This window comes from Algibacter pacificus (assembly GCF_008033385.1).
Taxonomy (GTDB): Bacteria; Bacteroidota; Bacteroidia; order Flavobacteriales; family Flavobacteriaceae; genus Algibacter; species Algibacter pacificus.
This window is the reverse complement of record NZ_VOGY01000016.1, coordinates 1-15,277: the sequence shown is the minus strand read 5'-3', so window position 1 is coordinate 15,277 and position 15,277 is coordinate 1. Positions and strand designations below refer to the sequence as shown.

Below are 15,277 nucleotides of genomic sequence, written 5' to 3'. Positions count from 1 at the left end.
TAAACCTAATTTGAGAAAAAATCTTCAACATATCACTTTAAAAAAACAAACAGAAAACCAAGGTTTTGGGTTAGATAAAAATGAACCATCTACCGTCCCCGAAGGTATTCTGTTTAAATCAACCTATACAAAAAAGGATATTGAAGATTTAGAACATCTCCATTTTACGGCTGGAATCCCACCTTATTTACGCGGTCCATATAGTACCATGTATGTTACAAAACCATGGATTATTAAACAAAACTCCGGGTTTTCTACAGCTAAAGATAGCAATGCGTTTTATAAACGAAATTTAAAAGCAGGACAACAAAGCCTATCGGTTGCTTTCGATTTAGCCACACATCGCGGATACGATTCCGATCACGAAAAGGTCATTGGCCAGGTTGGAAAAACAGGTGTTGCCATAGATTCTGTGGAAGACATGAAACTACTTTTCGACCAAATTCCACTTGAGGACATCTCGGTTTCCCTAAACATAAATACCGCTGTTTTGCCTATTATGGCCTTTTATATCGTAGCAGCCGAAGAACAAGGTGTAAAACCCGAACAACTATCGGGAAGCATCCAAAATGATATTTTACAGGAGTTTATGTTGAATAAAACTGCTATTTATCCTCTAAAATCATCAATGCGAATTGTTTTAGATATTTTGGAATATGCAAGCAAATACCTTCCGAAATTTAACGGCATAAGTATTTCGGGTAACCTCACAAAAAAAGCCGATGACACCTGTGCTACGGAACTTGCTTATACGTTGGCTAAAGGTTTGGAGTATATTAAACAAGGACTTGATGCTGGTTTAGAAATCGATAAGATTGCACCACGCCTTTCCTTTTCTTGGAGCATTGGCATGAATCATTTTACAGAAATTGCTAAAATGCGAGCCGCCCGAATGTTATGGTCAAAACTGGTACAACAATTTAATCCAAAAAACCCCAAATCTCTTTTGCTACGTGTGCATTGCCAAACATCTGGAAGGAGTTTAACAGCAAAAGATCCATTTAATAACGTGGCACGAACCACTATTGAAGCCGCCGCCGCAGTATTTGGAGGCACGCAAAGTTTACATACCAATGCGCTAGATCATGCCGTGGCTTTACCAACCGATTTTTCGGAACGCATAGCACGAAACACGCAACTCTATTTACAAGAAGAAACACATATAACCAAAACCGTTGACCCCTGGGCTGGAAGTTATGGTATTGAAAAATTAACCGCTGAGATTGCAGAAAAAGCGTGGACTTTAATTAAAGATATTGAAGCAGCAGGACTACCAAAAATTAAAATAGCAGAACCTTCTGCTTGCGAAAAAACAAAACAGGATATTATTGTTGGAATGAACAAATATGTACTTGAAAAGGAAACACCTATTCCCACTCTTAAAGTTGACACCGAAGCCGTTAGAAAATATCAAACAGAACAGTTACAAAAAATAAAAGCCCATAGAAATTCCGAAAAGGTAAAAACAACTTTACAACGTTTATCTGAAGCTGCACAAACAGGAAAAAATAATTTATTAACCTTAGCTATTGAAGCTGCTCAAGAACGCGCGACTTTAGGTGAAATCACCAAGGCTTTAGCTTTTGAAAAGATTTAGCTAAGAGTTCAGTAATGTTTTAGAATGGCTTAGTTTCTATTTTTATTCTTCAGCATATTTAAATACATGTTCTCCACTTTCGTGCGTGCCCAGGGCATTCTTCGTAAAAATTTCAAACTAGATTTTACCGAAGGATTATCATTAAAACATTTAATATTTATGGTATGTCCCATATATTCCCAACCATAATGTTCGACCAAATCGTTAATTATTTGTTCTAACTTTATACCGTGTAACGGATTATTTGGTTGCGATTCCATTGACTAATGCTTTTATTTTAACTGCTTTTTCAAAATGATCCAATTTATGGGTTTCTATCCACCACGTAGCGGCTTCCATTAACAATGCTGGATTATCATTTTTGTTTTTAAAAAACGCATAAAAGGAAACACCAACGGTGTCTCCTTTTGCTGCTATCTTTTTATCGCAAACCTCAATAATTTTATCTTTTAAAACTTGCTGCATATTCTAATTTCTTCGGTCAGAATTACGTTTTGGACGTCTTGAGTTACTATTAGAATTTCTATTTGAAGCTCCTCCCGATTTATTAGAAGATCTAGAATTTGAATTTCTAGAATTTCTATTTCGCCGCCCTTGCCCTTGTTTTATAGGTGCTGTTGAAGCATTTGGATCGGGTTCAAAACCTTCCATAATTTCAATAGGAAGTTTCATTTCAATCAGTTTTTCAATAGCTCGTAAAAAAGACGTTTCATCGGCACTCACCAAAGATAAAGCAACACCATTGGCTCCTGCTCTACCCGTTCTACCAATTCTATGTACGTAATCTTCAGGGATATTCGGAATTTCAAAATTAATAACATGTGGTAATAATGGAATATCCAATCCACGTGCCGCAATATCTGTCGCCACTAACACACGAATGCGTCCGCTTTTAAAACCAGCTAAAGCCTTTGTTCTCGCGCCTTGACTCTTATTTCCGTGAATGGCTGCGGCAGTAATTCCTGCTTTATCCATTTTTTCACAAAGTTTATTGGCCCCATGTTTTGTTCTAGTAAACACTAAAACTTGTTTCCAGTTTCCTTCAGAAATTAATTTAATAATTAATCCGGTTTTAGAACCTTTTGCTACACGATATACTTTTTGAGTAATCGCATCAACCGTTGTGTTTTCTGGAGTAGCCTCAACTTGTACCGGATGATTTAAAATCCCGTGAGCTAACTTTTTAATATCTTTTGAAAACGTTGCTGAAAACATCAAATTCTGACGCTTTTCTGGCATCGATTTTATAACCTTTTCGATATCGCGTAAAAACCCCATATCGAGCATTCTATCCGCTTCATCTAAAACAAAAATCTCCACACGTTTCAATGATAGTAAACCTTGATTTTGTAAATCTAATAAACGACCCGGAGTCGCTACCAAAACATCAATACCTTGGCGCAAGGTGGCTACTTGTGGTTTCTGGTTTACACCGCCAAAAATAACGGCGCTACGTAAATTTAAAAACTCACTATATTCTCTCACATTGGCATAAACTTGTGCCGCTAACTCACGCGTTGGCGTTAAAATTAAAGCCCGTATGGGTCTATATTTTGCTTTCGGATTTTCCGATAAAATATGTAAAAGCGGTAAAGTAAAACCTGCTGTTTTACCGGTTCCCGTTTGTGCCGAAGCTAAAACATCGTGTCCTTCCAAAACTGGAGGAATCGCTTTTTCTTGAATTGGACTTGGGGTAGTATATCCTTTTTTGCTAATCGCTTTTAGCAAGGCTTCGGATAAGCCTAAAGATTGAAATGACATATAAATTGTTTAGTCGGCCCTCTTGTTCGAGCCGTAGAGATGACAAATTATTTATAAAACATCACCTCGAATTATTAAGCTGCAAATGTACGTTTTATTTATTCGACCGCAGTTTATTTATTAAATTTAAACAAAAACGAGTAACTTCGTGGCTATATTCAACCTATTTCAACATTATATGAAAACCCTCACATCTCTTTTTAGCTGTGCCCTACTCCTATTCATAAGCTGTAAAAACACTAAAAAAACAGACCCTTTAATGACTTATATTGAAGAACCACACTCTTACGCAAAACCAAATAAAGCAGTCATTACCCATTTAGATTTAGATATTAATGTGGATTTTGAAACGGAAATCATTTCGGGAAGCGCTTCCTATTTAATAACGAATAACGATGCCTCGGAAATTATACTCGACTCCAAATTTTTAGATATTGAAAAGGTACAAGCCGATGGAAAAGACACCAACTTTACCTTAGGTGATTTTGATGAAATACTTGGAAACCCTTTAACAATTTCGATAAAAAAAGACACGAAACAAATTACGGTATTTTATAAAACCACCAATAAAACGGAAGCCTTGCAATGGTTAAAACCTCAGCAAACTGCCGATAAAAAAGCGCCGTTTTTATTTACACAAGGACAAGCTATTCTAACACGAACTTGGATTCCTATTCAAGACAGTCCGCAAATTAGGCTAACCTACAATGCCAAAGTGCAAGTACCAGCACAACTTATGGCGGTTATGAGTGCCGAAAACCCCAAAGAAAAAACACCAGATGGTGTGTATCATTTTAAAATGAAACAACCCATTTCTCCTTATTTAATAGCCATTGCTGTTGGGGATATCGCATATAACCCCATCAGTAATCGTACTGGTATTTATGCTGAACCATCCTTATTAGACAAAGCCGTTTATGAATTTTCAGACATGGAAAACATGGTCGCTTCCGCAGAAAAACTTTATGGAAAATATGCTTGGGAACAGTTTGATGTGATTGTATTACCACCAAGTTTCCCTTTTGGAGGTATGGAAAATCCGCGTTTAACTTTTGCCACACCAACGGTAATTACTGGTGATAAAAGTTTAACCTCACTTATTGCGCACGAGTTGGCGCATTCTTGGTCTGGAAACTTAGTGACCAATGCCACTTGGGACGATTTTTGGCTTAACGAAGGCTTTACCGTTTATTTTGAAATGCGCATTATGGAGGCCCTTTACGGAAAAGACCGTGCCAATATGTTAGCCCGAATTGGAAGACAAGATTTAGAAGAAGAATTGGAAGGTTTTAAGGACGCACCAGAGGATACCAAACTGAAATTAGATTTAAAAGGAAGAAATCCTGACGATGGGATGAACAGTATTGCTTATGATAAAGGCTATCTATTTTTAAGAACTTTAGAAGAAAGCGTTGGTCGTGAAAAATTTGATGCTTTTCTGAAAAGTTATTTCCAATCCCATGCGTTTTCAACAACTAATACTGAAAAATTTATTGATTATTTAAATGAAAATTTATTAGATAAAAACGGTATCACGTTCAACACTGCCGAATGGATTTATGAGCCTGGCCTTCCAGAAAACCAAGCTATTATTGTTTCTGATAAATTTGAAAAGGTCGAAAAAACAGTTCAAGATTTTGTAAAAACAAATACCATAGACCAAGCCATTACAACCGGTTGGACACCACAAGAATGGGTACATTTTGTTCGTAATTTCCCAGAAGATATGTCTGTTGAACAAATAAAAACACTTGATAAAACATTCAATTTAACCAATTCTAGCAATTCCTATATTGCCATGGTTTGGTACGAGCAAGCCATAAACCACGATTACCACGGTAACAATATTGATAAAAACATAGAAGTATTTTTAACCCAAGTGGGCCGTCGTTGGTATGTTTCAACCATTTATAAAGCCTTTAAAAACAATAACAAGACAGACGAAGCTTTAGCCATTTATAAATATGCACGTAAAAATTATCATTCGGTAACTGCGAATACTATTGATGATATGTTGGGATATAACCCAGAATAATTTCAAAATACAACCGCGTATTAAAGAAAAAGACCTGTTCGTTTTAAATGTAATAGGTCTTTTTTTATCCCCGAACTAAACCACTATGAACTGGAAGCTCTTAGGTTAGCAGACTAAAAGTCTGCTAGGTGAAATTCGTGAAACATAACTAATTAATTCGTGTATTCGTGGCTATTTTTTTATAAGCTAAAGCCATCATGTTAACTGCATTTGAGACCAGCATACTTCAAAAAAACTCACGATACTGCATCACCCTAAAATCGAAAGTATTAAATTTAGGATCCCGCTGTTTTAACTGTTTATAAAGAGGCATACTACCAATGGCTCGATTTGCAGAACCCGAAGACGAGGTTAAGGATACCGTTTTAATGATGCGGGTTTTCTCTGTATTTTCTAAATGATTTGGCATTTCAAACTGATGGATTCTAGGAACTTCATTAGAAACCAATTCCAGTTTTAAGTGATAATCCTTTATATGTTTTCTGAAAAAATATTCGGGGCCATTTTTACTATTTCCGCCCGTAAATAAAAGGGTATCAATAGTTGGAAATTGCTTTAAATAACCGATTAGATCGCGAAGTTTTATGTTTTTCATCCCTAAATCTGAAGCATCAATTTTATCACGTTCGCAGCTCTCGACAATATCGCAAACACCTATTTTGTGAGTGATTAAAAATTGTTTTCGTTGGGCAATCGCCTCTTCCGAATTATCGAATTTTAGTCCCAAATCATGAATTTTATCCAAATACAACCAAAGGGAATTGTAATAACTCCCGTAACAAAAATCGACATCCTTTTCTAAAAGATCGCCCGTTGAAAACCTTGGAGGCGGCAACGTGCCCACAATCAATTTGGTGGTGTCATTTTTTATAAACGGAGGATAAGGGTGCCGATGTTTAAACACGTTTTACTTGACTTTTAATTTAAAATTCAGTATATTATTTCAATAACATTTAAAACAATATTAATATGGGAAAAGGTGATAAAAAAACAAAACGAGGCAAAATAAACAGAGGGACTTTTGGTGCTCGAAGACCCCGAATTAAGAAAAAACCATCTATAGAAACTAAAATTGATATTTCTAAAAAAGCAACTGTTAAATAGGTTTTAATTAAGTTCGGATAACAGTTTTTCTACTTGAGACACTGTACTTCGGTAAAGTTTTTGGTTCGTCTTCGTCATATTTTGCGATTCTTTTTTTATGTCTTCTAAAATAGATTTCGCTTCTTCTTTTTTATCTCTATGTATTAAAAACTCGGCAAAAATTAAGCGTTCGTTATAAAAAGAATAACGAATATCTATTTCACGCAAATTCTGCTCTGCAGCTTCAAAATCGCCTAATTTTTCATGTGCCAATCCGCAAATAAATTGAGTTTTAGATTTTTTATATTCTAACTTGTCTTTTATATTTTCAGCATGGAAAATCACGCGGCTATAGTCTTCAAGTAAAAAATATGTTTCAACCAGTTTACTATTCACATACAAATCATTTTCATACCCTTCTTTAAAGGTTTTTAAATAATGTGTAAGAGCGTTATTATAATCTTTATTCGCCAAATAAGCATCGGCTAAATTCACCCTATTTTGGTAAGATTCTGAAAACTCCAGCTTCTTTTCTAAATCCTTAATTTTCTTAGTCGGATTTATAATATCGGTAATTTCACTAGTTATTTTTTCTGCGTCACGCTTATTATAAATCTGAGTGAACAAGTAAATAATACAACCTATAACCGGAACAAAAAAGATAAGAATGGCCCAATAAAAGGAGTTCCCGTTTTTGTACATGTGATAGATACAATAGATTTGAAAAGCAATAATAAGGTAGTAAGTCATTTATGAATTTATCCTGAGTTATTGTTCAAATTTAGTGTTTCTGTTTTTGACCACCATAAAAACTGGAGGCTGATTTATCGAATAAAAATTAAATCGTTGTCTTTAGATAGCTCTTCGCTAAAGCTGTAACCGCTATAATTAAATCCTTTTAAATCGTCTACCGTTTGCGCATTGGTATCTATAATATAACGCGCCATAAGCCCACGCGCTTCTTTAGCATAAAATGAAATAATTTTATAGGCTCCGTTTTTAAATTCTTTAAAATTTGCAGTAACCACGGGTACTTTTAAGGCCTTTTTATCTAGGGCTTTAAAGTATTCGTTACTCGCTAAATTTAAAAACAACTCGCCATCTTCCAACTCTTCATTTAAGGCTTTTACAATATCCTTTTTCCAAAATTCGTAAAGATTTTTATGGGTTCCAACGGGTAGTTTGGTTCCCATTTCCAAACGGTAAGGCTGCATTAAATCCAATGGTTTTAATACGCCATATAGACCAGAAAGTATACGCACGGTGTTTTGCATGGTTTCTAACTTATTTTCAGGAAGATTATAAGCATCCAAACCACGATATACATCGCCATTAAAAGCGTAAACTGCAGGCCTTGCATTTTCTGGTGTAAATGGTAATGCCCAATCTTGGTTGCGCTCATAATTTAATTGTCCCAAATTTGGAGAAATGCTCATAAGTTCGGATAAATTTTTAGCCGATTTCTTTTTAAGCACTTTATTTAAGCGGGCTGCTTGTTTTAAAAATTGGCCTTCCGTGAATTGTTTTGTTGGCAATGGGGTTTCCAGATCCAATGATTTTGCTGGTGATATTACTAATTTCATGTCTTTATATTTTAACTCAAATACTTGAGATATTATTCTTTTTTTAAACTTCTAAATTACAATATTTCTTTAAGTTGAAAGGACTTCGCCATCTATAAAACTAAAGTTGTAATCGCCTCTCATTATAAAATCGGCGGTATGCGCCATTTCTCCGGTTGGCTGCCAGGTTTTAACGGTTTTATCTATTAAAATTAACAGACCTTCATGATTCCCTAAAGCACAGAACCTATTAAAATCCCCATCGAAAATGGGAATGGATTTTATGTTTGAAATAGCTTGATACACAGCAGAAATATCCGCAGTAGCTATAGCCATTTCACTTATATATAGTATACTTTTTGATGAAAAGCTTACCGATGATTCTATATTTAAATCGCGCCTTGCAATACATTCTACAATATTATTATCAGCATCATAAAAATAAACCGCTTTAGCATTCCAACTTTCAAAATTTGAAATTTCAGTTTCACCATCAGACAAAATATACACCCGCTTTTTCAACCAAACTAAGGCGTCATCAATTTTATTCGACGGAATATTGAATGCAAAATGCGCTGCCTTAACGTCTTTCTTATATTGAAAAGTTAATAAGCTACAGCCCGCTTTAAAAGTAATTTTTTCTTCGGAATTAAAAACCAAATCCAACTCTAAAACCTGTTGATAAAACTGTTTTTGTTTTTCTATTTGATTCGTGAATAATATGATTTCTTCGATTTTCATAGGTCAAAGATAAATTAGAAAACTGGTCTTTTTCATCTTCCAAGAACGATAAAACTTATTTAGAGATAAAGGGATTTTATAGACAATATTTTTTCGTTTTAAATATTAATCGTAATATTGCAATGAAACAATAAAGAACTATGGGATTAGCTAAAACCGAAATTTTTTCCGACTCACAAAACGAGATTGCCTTATTTGCCAAAGCTTTTGGCCACCCCGCACGCGTTGCCATTTTAGAGCATTTATTTAACACAAACTCTTGTGTTTGTGGCGATTTGGTTAACGAAATTGGCTTAGCCCAACCCACCATTTCTCAGCATTTAAAAGAGTTAAAACTTTTAGGCTTAATAAAAGGGAATGTAGAAGGCACTAGCGTTTGCTACTGTATAGATGCCGAAAACTGGACAAAAATGAAAGCCGTTATGAATACCTTTTTAAATCAAGATTTACCTAAAACGGATTGCTGCTAAAAAAAATTTGAACACATTAATCGTATTATCACAATAAACAAATTGAATTATGAAACTATCAGAAATAAAAAAAGAGTTAAGCACCTTGAATCAAATTGCTTTTAAATTGCCAAATGGTGAATTAGTACCGAATCATTTTCACGTTACTGAAGTTGGAAAAATAACAAAACACTTTATTGATTGTGGTGGTACCGTAAGAAAAGAAAACGTTGTAAACTTTCAACTTTGGAATGCCAACGATTACGACCATAGATTACATCCCGAAAAATTATTAAACATTATTGAACTGTCTGAAAAAACTTTAGGTATTGAAGATTTGGAAATTGAAGTAGAATATCAAGGTGAAACTATCGGGAAATTCGGCTTAGATTTCGACGGGACAAACTTTTTATTAACTACCAAACAAACCGATTGTTTAGCACCAGACCAATGTGGTGTTCCTGCTGAAAAACCAAAATTACAATTCTCGGAAATTCCAACTGGGCAATCTTGCAAACCAGGAAGTGGTTGTTGCTAAATTTTAATCTATTCATCAATAATTTTTAAATCATTTTATGACTGTATATAACGACATCAATAGCGTAATTTCAACACTAAAGGTTGACAGCATCACAGATTCACGAAAAGAAACATTAAAACCTTTAATCGATTTTATTCAATTAAAAGTAAATACCAAAGAAGACATTCGCATTAATTTTATTTGCACGCACAACTCCAGACGAAGTCATTTATCTCAAGTTTGGGCACAAACCATGGCGTATTATTTCAATATTAAAAATGTGTTTTGTTATTCGGGAGGTACAGAAGCTACGGCGCTTTTCCCAATGGTGGCAGAGACTTTAGTGAACGCTGGTTTTAAAATCAATAAAATTGCAGAAACTAGCAATCCGGTTTATAGCATAAAATATTCCGATAATTCACACCCAATTATTGGTTTTTCAAAAAAATTGGATAGTGAATTTAATCCTAAAGCACACTTTGCAGCCATCATGACGTGCTCCCAAGCCGATAATGGTTGTCCGTTTATTGCAGGTGCCGAAAAACGAATTCCTATCACTTTTGAAGACCCCAAAGCTTTTGATAACACGCCACAACAGGCTGAAAAATATCAAGAACGCAGCATACAAATTGCAACCGAATTATTTTACGTATTCTCACAAATAGAAGCTTAAAACATGGCACAGTCTAAAAAACTCAGTTTCCTCGATAAAAATTTAACCCTTTGGATTTTTGTGGCTATGGCTATTGGTGTTAGCATTGGGTATTTTATCCCAACGTTCCCCGATTTAATTAATAATATGAGCAGTGGCACAACCAATATCCCCATTGCCATTGGTTTAATTTTAATGATGTATCCGCCACTTGCCAAGGTGAATTACAAACTATTACCTATGGTTTTTAAAAACACCAAACTGCTATCCATTTCACTCCTTTTAAATTGGATTATTGGACCAGTTTTAATGTTTTTTCTTGCTATTATTTTTCTGCACGATTACCCAGAATACATGGTAGGCCTTATTTTAATAGGTCTCGCGCGTTGTATTGCTATGGTTTTAGTTTGGAACGATCTCGCCGACGGTAGTAGTGAATACGGTGCCGGCTTAGTAGCTCTAAACAGTATTTTTCAAGTTTTTGCATACAGTTTTTATGCTTGGCTTTTTATTACCGTGCTCCCGCCCTACTTTGGTTTTGAAGGTGCTATAGTCGATATTTCCATTGCGACCATTGCCGAAAGTGTCGCTATCTATTTAGGGCTCCCGTTTATTTTAGGGATTTTAAGTCGCTACTTTTTAGTAAAACTTAAAGGTGAAACGTGGTATAACAACACCTTTATTCCAACCGTTTCTCCTTTAACTTTAATTGCGCTTTTATTTACTATTGTGGTGATGTTTTCTTTAAAAGGCGAACTTATTGTAGAAATCCCGATGGATGTTTTAATCATTGCTGTGCCTTTACTTATCTATTTTACCATTATGTTCATCATTGGTTTTTTCGTTACCAAAGCCACTGGGGCTACATACGATAAAACCGCTGCTGTAGCTTTTACTGCTGCCGGAAATAATTTTGAATTGGCCATTGCTGTCGCTATCGCCGTTTTCGGATTAAATTCTGGGCAAGCGTTTACAGGAGTAATCGGACCTTTGGTTGAAGTGCCTGCGCTTATTTTATTAGTACGCGTGTCGTTTTGGTTGAAGAAAAAATACTATGATAAAAAGTCTGTGCCAGCGCATTAAAAATTATCCCTCTAAATATTAAAATAGATACTTGATTTTATCTTTGGGTTTAACTAATTTTGTTAACCTATTTGATAATCGATATCGCAAATAAAGGTAATCAACGTCAAAATTGGTTACCTTTATTTAATATACCACTTATCCATTTCTAAGCATTTTTTCTTAGTTTTCCTTTTACTAAATATTAGTGAGGATTTCTAAAGTTCTTTCGATCTCAAACATTAAATATATAGTCAAAAAAAATAATATGAAAAATAAAAAAGCAATCATTACAGGCGGTGGCCGTGGTTTAGGAAAAGCAACAGCTATAGCCTTTGCAAAAGAAGGTATCGACGTCGCTATCACAGGCAGAAATGAAGCCGTTTTAAAAGAAACTGTTTCGGAATTAGAAACTTACGGTGTAAAAGCCACCTATTCAGTTTTCGATGTTGGAAATTATGAAGCCGTAAAAACAGGGATTAAAAGTATTATTGATACCCTTGGCACTGTAGATATTTTAGTAAACAACGCAGGAATTGCTGCTTTTGGAACCTTTAACGACATGCCAGTTGAGCAATGGAGCCAAATTATGCAAACCAATGTTATGGGGATGTATTACGTAACCAAAGAAGTGTTACCTTATTTAATTGAAAAAAATGAAGGTGATATTATTAATGTATCCTCTACTGCTGGATTAAGCGGAAATGCTACAACATCGGCGTATTCGGCTTCTAAATTTGCTGTTATTGGTCTGTCGGAATCTTTAATGAAAGAAGTTCGTAAAAACAATATCCGCGTGTGTACTTTAACCCCAAGTACCATTGCATCGGATATGTCTATCGATTTAGGCATTGCGACTAAAGATTCTGAAGATAGTGTTTTACAACCCGAAGATTTTGCCGAACTTATTGTTGCAGGCTTAAAATTACCAAGACGCGCCATGCTTAAAAGCGCAGCCTTATGGTCTACAAATCCATAATTATTACATAAATTTATTATGTATGGCGGAATTTTCTATGGAGAATTCCGCCATATTTTTTTATACGCAGTTGAAAGTTTACCTTTACAACATAGCACCTAAACCTGATAACATGGAAAAAGTAATTATTGCCCAAATTAGTGTTCAAGAATCTAAAATAGCTGAATTTTTAAAGTTAGCCAAAGTCATGGTGGCAGAAAGTAATGCCGAAGCAGGCTGTTTACATTACCGACTTTTAAACGAAGTGGATAAAGAAACGGAATTCCTTTTTCATGAAAAATATATAAATGCCGAAGCTATTGAAATTCATAATGCATCGGAACATTTTAAAAAATTTGTAAGTGATATTACGCCGTTGTTGGCTAGTGCTCCGGTGATTGAAGTGTTTTAATTGGGAGAACTGTTCCTTACCAAACTAGCCTAAATATCATTTCGACGATAAGAGAAATCTCATCATTTTAAACCATAAAACAACCTAGCGTTTGTGTTTGCTTACAGTAATCGAAATGCTAATAGTTAAACACGCTATATTAATTCTGTACCCGCATTTTATCAGGTTGCTTTTATTCACTTCGTGTTGACAACCTTTTAAGGTTTGTAGATTAAAATTCACTAAATTTGAAATTGAATATTTAGGGAAGTCTTTGATGTCAGCATGCAGAAAAGTATCTTTCTTGGAGTTGGATATAATTTTAAAAAAAATAATGAAACTTAATTTTAATCAAATAGAAAATAAAGATAGAAACACCGTTTTAGAACTATTCAAAGAGACTGCTGAAAAAATTAGTCAAAAGAATATTGACCACTGGCAATACTGGAAAAATCCTCCTATCGAAAAAATAAAATGGGTTGAAGAAGGTATTAATAATAATGAATTTTTCTTTATAGAATCTATGGATAACGAAAATTTGGGAATGGTTCGAATACTAAATGAAGACATCTTATATTGGGGTAAACAAGAACATAAAGCAAAATATATTCATTCTCTAGTTATAAAAGAAAAATACAATGGAAAAGGATACGGCTCTAAGGTATTACTAAAAATAGAGAATAATGCAAAAAAAGAAAATTGTAAATATTTAAGACTTGATTCAGACTCCCAAAACCCAAAACTTTGTAAATACTATGAAAATTTAGGGTTTAAAAAAGTAGGAATAAAGAAATTACCTTTATCGATATATAATCTTTATGAAAAAGAACTGAAATAAAAACTACAACCAATCACGTAGAAGGCTCTAGCTAAAACAGTTGGAGCGCGCCTCTCGCACCCCCTTAAGTACGGGGTTTTGTGATTGCTTACGCCAGTAGAAATTATAATAGTTAAAACCCGCTATATTAATTCTGCAAACCCTGTTTTATCAGTTTGCTTTTGTTTACTTCGTGTTAACAACCTTTTAAGGTGTGTAAGTTAAATTTTACTAATTAGAAATTGAATATTTAAGGAAGCGTTTGATGCGAACATGCCTGAAATTGTTTTTATCCCGGAGTTGGCAGTAATTTACTTACTCTTTCTCTTTAGCTAAATTCACAAAATTTATAGAAGGTAACATTACAGGTTCGAAACCAGACTGTAATGTTAAATTTGATATATATGCTCGTAAATAAGGAAAAGCAATTGCAGGAGCATTAATTTTAGGGAAATCGGATAATTTAAATTCTTCTGAAATATCTTTATCTAATTTAAACATAAAAATAGTTTCGACATTTAAATCGAATTTTTTATCTTTTATTTCAATCTCACAATCTCAAAACCTATACCGAAAGTATCAGGATTATCTTCAGGAAAAAAATGACCTGTACTTAAGTCAAACGAATTTTCTTTTCTATTAACTTCATCCTCATTAAAGGAAAAATTTAATTTAAGAACTTTCCAATTTTCTAACTGTATTTTCATATTAAGCTGCTAAAGGCATTGAATTAATAGTATTAACATCAATACTATTATCAGTATTTGAAACATAAAAATTTTGCTCAATTACATTAAAAGATTGATTATCAATTTCAATATCAATATTTACTTTAAATCCATATTTATTAACAGCAATATTACAAAGCTCTTCAGCAGTAATATTCTGAAAATAATTATCAATTTTATCCTTTATGTTTTTATCCAGTTTCATCTTTTATATCTCCTGTAGTTAATATAGTAGAGTCTACTATATTTTCATTTGGTTTAAAAACTGTACAAATAGTACAATTTGGAGTTCTTAAGTTAATTCTTTGTATTCTTTCTTTTGCAAATTTAATGTAAAAATTCCCTTTTACAACATCAATAGGCAAAATACCTTCTCCTCTTGCTAAATTAATCAATAACCCATCAATAACCCATCAATAAAATCAAGTTTTTTATTAATATTTTGAATCTTTTTTTCAAAACACTCTAGAAGATATTCCAAAACATTAACTCCTTCCTCTTTTGTTAAATCTAATAAATTATGTTCACTTACTTCTATATTAGATTTAATAACACAATATTCTTTATATTTATTTTTTTTATTTACATTATCCCAAGATTGAGCAATTGCCCAATTTTTTGCTTGTCCATTAGGTTTTGAACTAATTCCTTCAATAAAAAAATAAACCCCATTACCTAGCCACTCTTTATCACCTATGGATAAATCATAATTAGATTTGAGTATTTCTTTTGCTGAAGAAATACTTGTTCCATGATAACCTTTGAACTTATTCGTCATCAATAATTTTTAAACAAACATAAGAAAATAAAAACTACTGCCAACAATGGTAACCGTTGCACAAGCCCGTAATAAATAGTATAACTATAATTAAAAACCGTCTTTAGAGACGGTTTCTATTTTTATACACTTAAAATTTCAGG

At 33.8% G+C, this 15,277-nt stretch carries 21 protein-coding genes and 1 pseudogene; 10 read left to right on the top strand and 12 right to left on the bottom strand.

What is annotated here, in order from left to right:
* Positions 1–10: 10 nt before the first annotated feature.
* Positions 11–1,579: pseudogene (locus tag FQU21_RS16265) on the top strand (methylmalonyl-CoA mutase family protein); the annotation flags it as partial.
* A 47-nt stretch (positions 1,580–1,626) separates the two neighbouring features.
* On the opposite strand, the gene FQU21_RS16260 reads toward FQU21_RS16265, so the two are convergent.
* The 3 genes from FQU21_RS16260 to FQU21_RS16250 are packed head-to-tail and all read right to left on the bottom strand — an operon-like array spanning position 1,627 to position 3,358.
* On the bottom strand, positions 1,627–1,857 hold the full coding sequence (locus FQU21_RS16260; RefSeq protein WP_147679066.1) for a VF530 family protein: 231 nt from the start codon (positions 1,855–1,857) through the stop codon (positions 1,627–1,629).
* Entirely contained in the window at positions 1,838–2,062 is a 225-nt protein-coding gene (locus FQU21_RS16255; RefSeq protein WP_147679065.1) for a DUF6500 family protein, read from the bottom strand. Before FQU21_RS16255 ends, FQU21_RS16260 begins: the two co-directional genes overlap by 20 nt.
* A gap of 3 nt (positions 2,063–2,065) precedes the next feature.
* Entirely contained in the window at positions 2,066–3,358 is a 1,293-nt protein-coding gene (locus tag FQU21_RS16250; protein ID WP_147679064.1) for a DEAD/DEAH box helicase, read from the bottom strand.
* Positions 3,359–3,536: 178 nt separating this feature from the next.
* On the opposite strand from FQU21_RS16250, the gene FQU21_RS16245 reads away from it, so the two are divergent.
* Entirely contained in the window at positions 3,537–5,393 is a 1,857-nt protein-coding gene (locus FQU21_RS16245; RefSeq protein WP_147679063.1) for a M1 family metallopeptidase, read from the top strand.
* A gap of 226 nt (positions 5,394–5,619) precedes the next feature.
* On the opposite strand, the gene FQU21_RS16240 is transcribed toward FQU21_RS16245, so the two are convergent.
* Positions 5,620–6,297, bottom strand: a complete 678-nt coding sequence (locus FQU21_RS16240; protein ID WP_147679062.1) for a uracil-DNA glycosylase family protein — start codon at positions 6,295–6,297, stop codon at positions 5,620–5,622.
* A 65-nt stretch (positions 6,298–6,362) separates the two neighbouring features.
* On the opposite strand from FQU21_RS16240, the gene FQU21_RS16235 reads away from it, so the two are divergent.
* Positions 6,363–6,497 carry a 30S ribosomal protein THX gene (locus FQU21_RS16235; protein ID WP_147679061.1) on the top strand — a complete coding sequence of 45 codons (135 nt, stop codon included), beginning with the start codon at positions 6,363–6,365 and terminating at the stop codon, positions 6,495–6,497.
* 3 nt (positions 6,498–6,500) lie between these two features.
* Here FQU21_RS16235 and FQU21_RS16230 read toward each other — a convergent pair whose 3' ends face one another.
* From FQU21_RS16230 to FQU21_RS16220, 3 genes are all read right to left on the bottom strand, one after another.
* Positions 6,501–7,226: a PLDc N-terminal domain-containing protein gene (locus FQU21_RS16230; RefSeq protein ID WP_147679060.1), complete on the bottom strand. Its 726-nt coding sequence runs from the start codon at positions 7,224–7,226 to the stop codon at positions 6,501–6,503.
* 74 nt (positions 7,227–7,300) lie between these two features.
* Positions 7,301–8,059 (bottom strand): peroxide stress protein YaaA, encoded by a 759-nt coding sequence (gene yaaA / locus FQU21_RS16225; RefSeq protein ID WP_147679059.1) that lies wholly within the window; start codon positions 8,057–8,059, stop codon positions 7,301–7,303.
* 69 nt (positions 8,060–8,128) lie between these two features.
* Positions 8,129–8,779, bottom strand: a complete 651-nt coding sequence (locus tag FQU21_RS16220) for a VOC family protein (protein WP_147679058.1) — start codon at positions 8,777–8,779, stop codon at positions 8,129–8,131.
* Between the two features lie 140 nt (positions 8,780–8,919).
* Between FQU21_RS16220 and FQU21_RS16215 the strand changes: the two genes are divergently transcribed.
* The 7 genes from FQU21_RS16215 (at position 8,920) to FQU21_RS16185 (ending at position 13,649) form a co-directional block, all read left to right on the top strand.
* A complete protein-coding gene (locus FQU21_RS16215) occupies positions 8,920–9,249 on the top strand; it encodes an ArsR/SmtB family transcription factor (RefSeq protein WP_147679057.1) in 330 nt (109 codons plus the stop codon).
* Between the two features lie 49 nt (positions 9,250–9,298).
* Entirely contained in the window at positions 9,299–9,766 is a 468-nt protein-coding gene (locus FQU21_RS16210; protein WP_147679056.1) for a DUF6428 family protein, read from the top strand.
* Positions 9,767–9,803: 37 nt separating this feature from the next.
* Positions 9,804–10,421, top strand: a complete 618-nt coding sequence (locus tag FQU21_RS16205; RefSeq protein WP_147679055.1) for an arsenate-mycothiol transferase ArsC — start codon at positions 9,804–9,806, stop codon at positions 10,419–10,421.
* Positions 10,422–10,424: 3 nt separating this feature from the next.
* Positions 10,425–11,483 carry an ACR3 family arsenite efflux transporter gene (gene arsB / locus FQU21_RS16200; RefSeq protein ID WP_147679054.1) on the top strand — a complete coding sequence of 353 codons (1,059 nt, stop codon included), beginning with the start codon at positions 10,425–10,427 and terminating at the stop codon, positions 11,481–11,483.
* Between the two features lie 247 nt (positions 11,484–11,730).
* Complete coding sequence (locus FQU21_RS16195; protein ID WP_147679053.1) at positions 11,731–12,441, top strand: 3-ketoacyl-ACP reductase; 711 nt, start codon at positions 11,731–11,733, stop codon at positions 12,439–12,441.
* 112 nt (positions 12,442–12,553) lie between these two features.
* Positions 12,554–12,832 (top strand): putative quinol monooxygenase, encoded by a 279-nt coding sequence (locus FQU21_RS16190; protein WP_187269407.1) that lies wholly within the window; start codon positions 12,554–12,556, stop codon positions 12,830–12,832.
* Positions 12,833–13,145: 313 nt separating this feature from the next.
* A complete protein-coding gene (locus FQU21_RS16185; RefSeq protein ID WP_147679051.1) occupies positions 13,146–13,649 on the top strand; it encodes a GNAT family N-acetyltransferase in 504 nt (167 codons plus the stop codon).
* Positions 13,650–13,943: 294 nt separating this feature from the next.
* Here the strand turns inward: FQU21_RS16185 and FQU21_RS17580 are convergent, their stop codons facing one another.
* From FQU21_RS17580 to FQU21_RS16170, 5 genes are read right to left on the bottom strand one after another with little or no spacing between them, the layout of a single operon-like run.
* Complete coding sequence (locus FQU21_RS17580; RefSeq protein WP_222708016.1) at positions 13,944–14,129, bottom strand: protein-export chaperone SecB; 186 nt, start codon at positions 14,127–14,129, stop codon at positions 13,944–13,946.
* 38 nt (positions 14,130–14,167) lie between these two features.
* A complete protein-coding gene (locus tag FQU21_RS17575; RefSeq protein WP_222708015.1) occupies positions 14,168–14,335 on the bottom strand; it encodes a hypothetical protein in 168 nt (55 codons plus the stop codon).
* A gap of 1 nt (position 14,336) precedes the next feature.
* Positions 14,337–14,561 (bottom strand): hypothetical protein, encoded by a 225-nt coding sequence (locus tag FQU21_RS16175; RefSeq protein ID WP_147679050.1) that lies wholly within the window; start codon positions 14,559–14,561, stop codon positions 14,337–14,339.
* Positions 14,548–14,751 carry a hypothetical protein gene (locus FQU21_RS17765; RefSeq protein WP_246124857.1) on the bottom strand — a complete coding sequence of 68 codons (204 nt, stop codon included), beginning with the start codon at positions 14,749–14,751 and terminating at the stop codon, positions 14,548–14,550. Before FQU21_RS17765 ends, FQU21_RS16175 begins: the two co-directional genes overlap by 14 nt.
* Complete coding sequence (locus tag FQU21_RS16170; RefSeq protein ID WP_246124856.1) at positions 14,748–15,134, bottom strand: hypothetical protein; 387 nt, start codon at positions 15,132–15,134, stop codon at positions 14,748–14,750. Before FQU21_RS16170 ends, FQU21_RS17765 begins: the two co-directional genes overlap by 4 nt.
* Between the last annotated feature and the right edge of the window lie 143 nt (positions 15,135–15,277).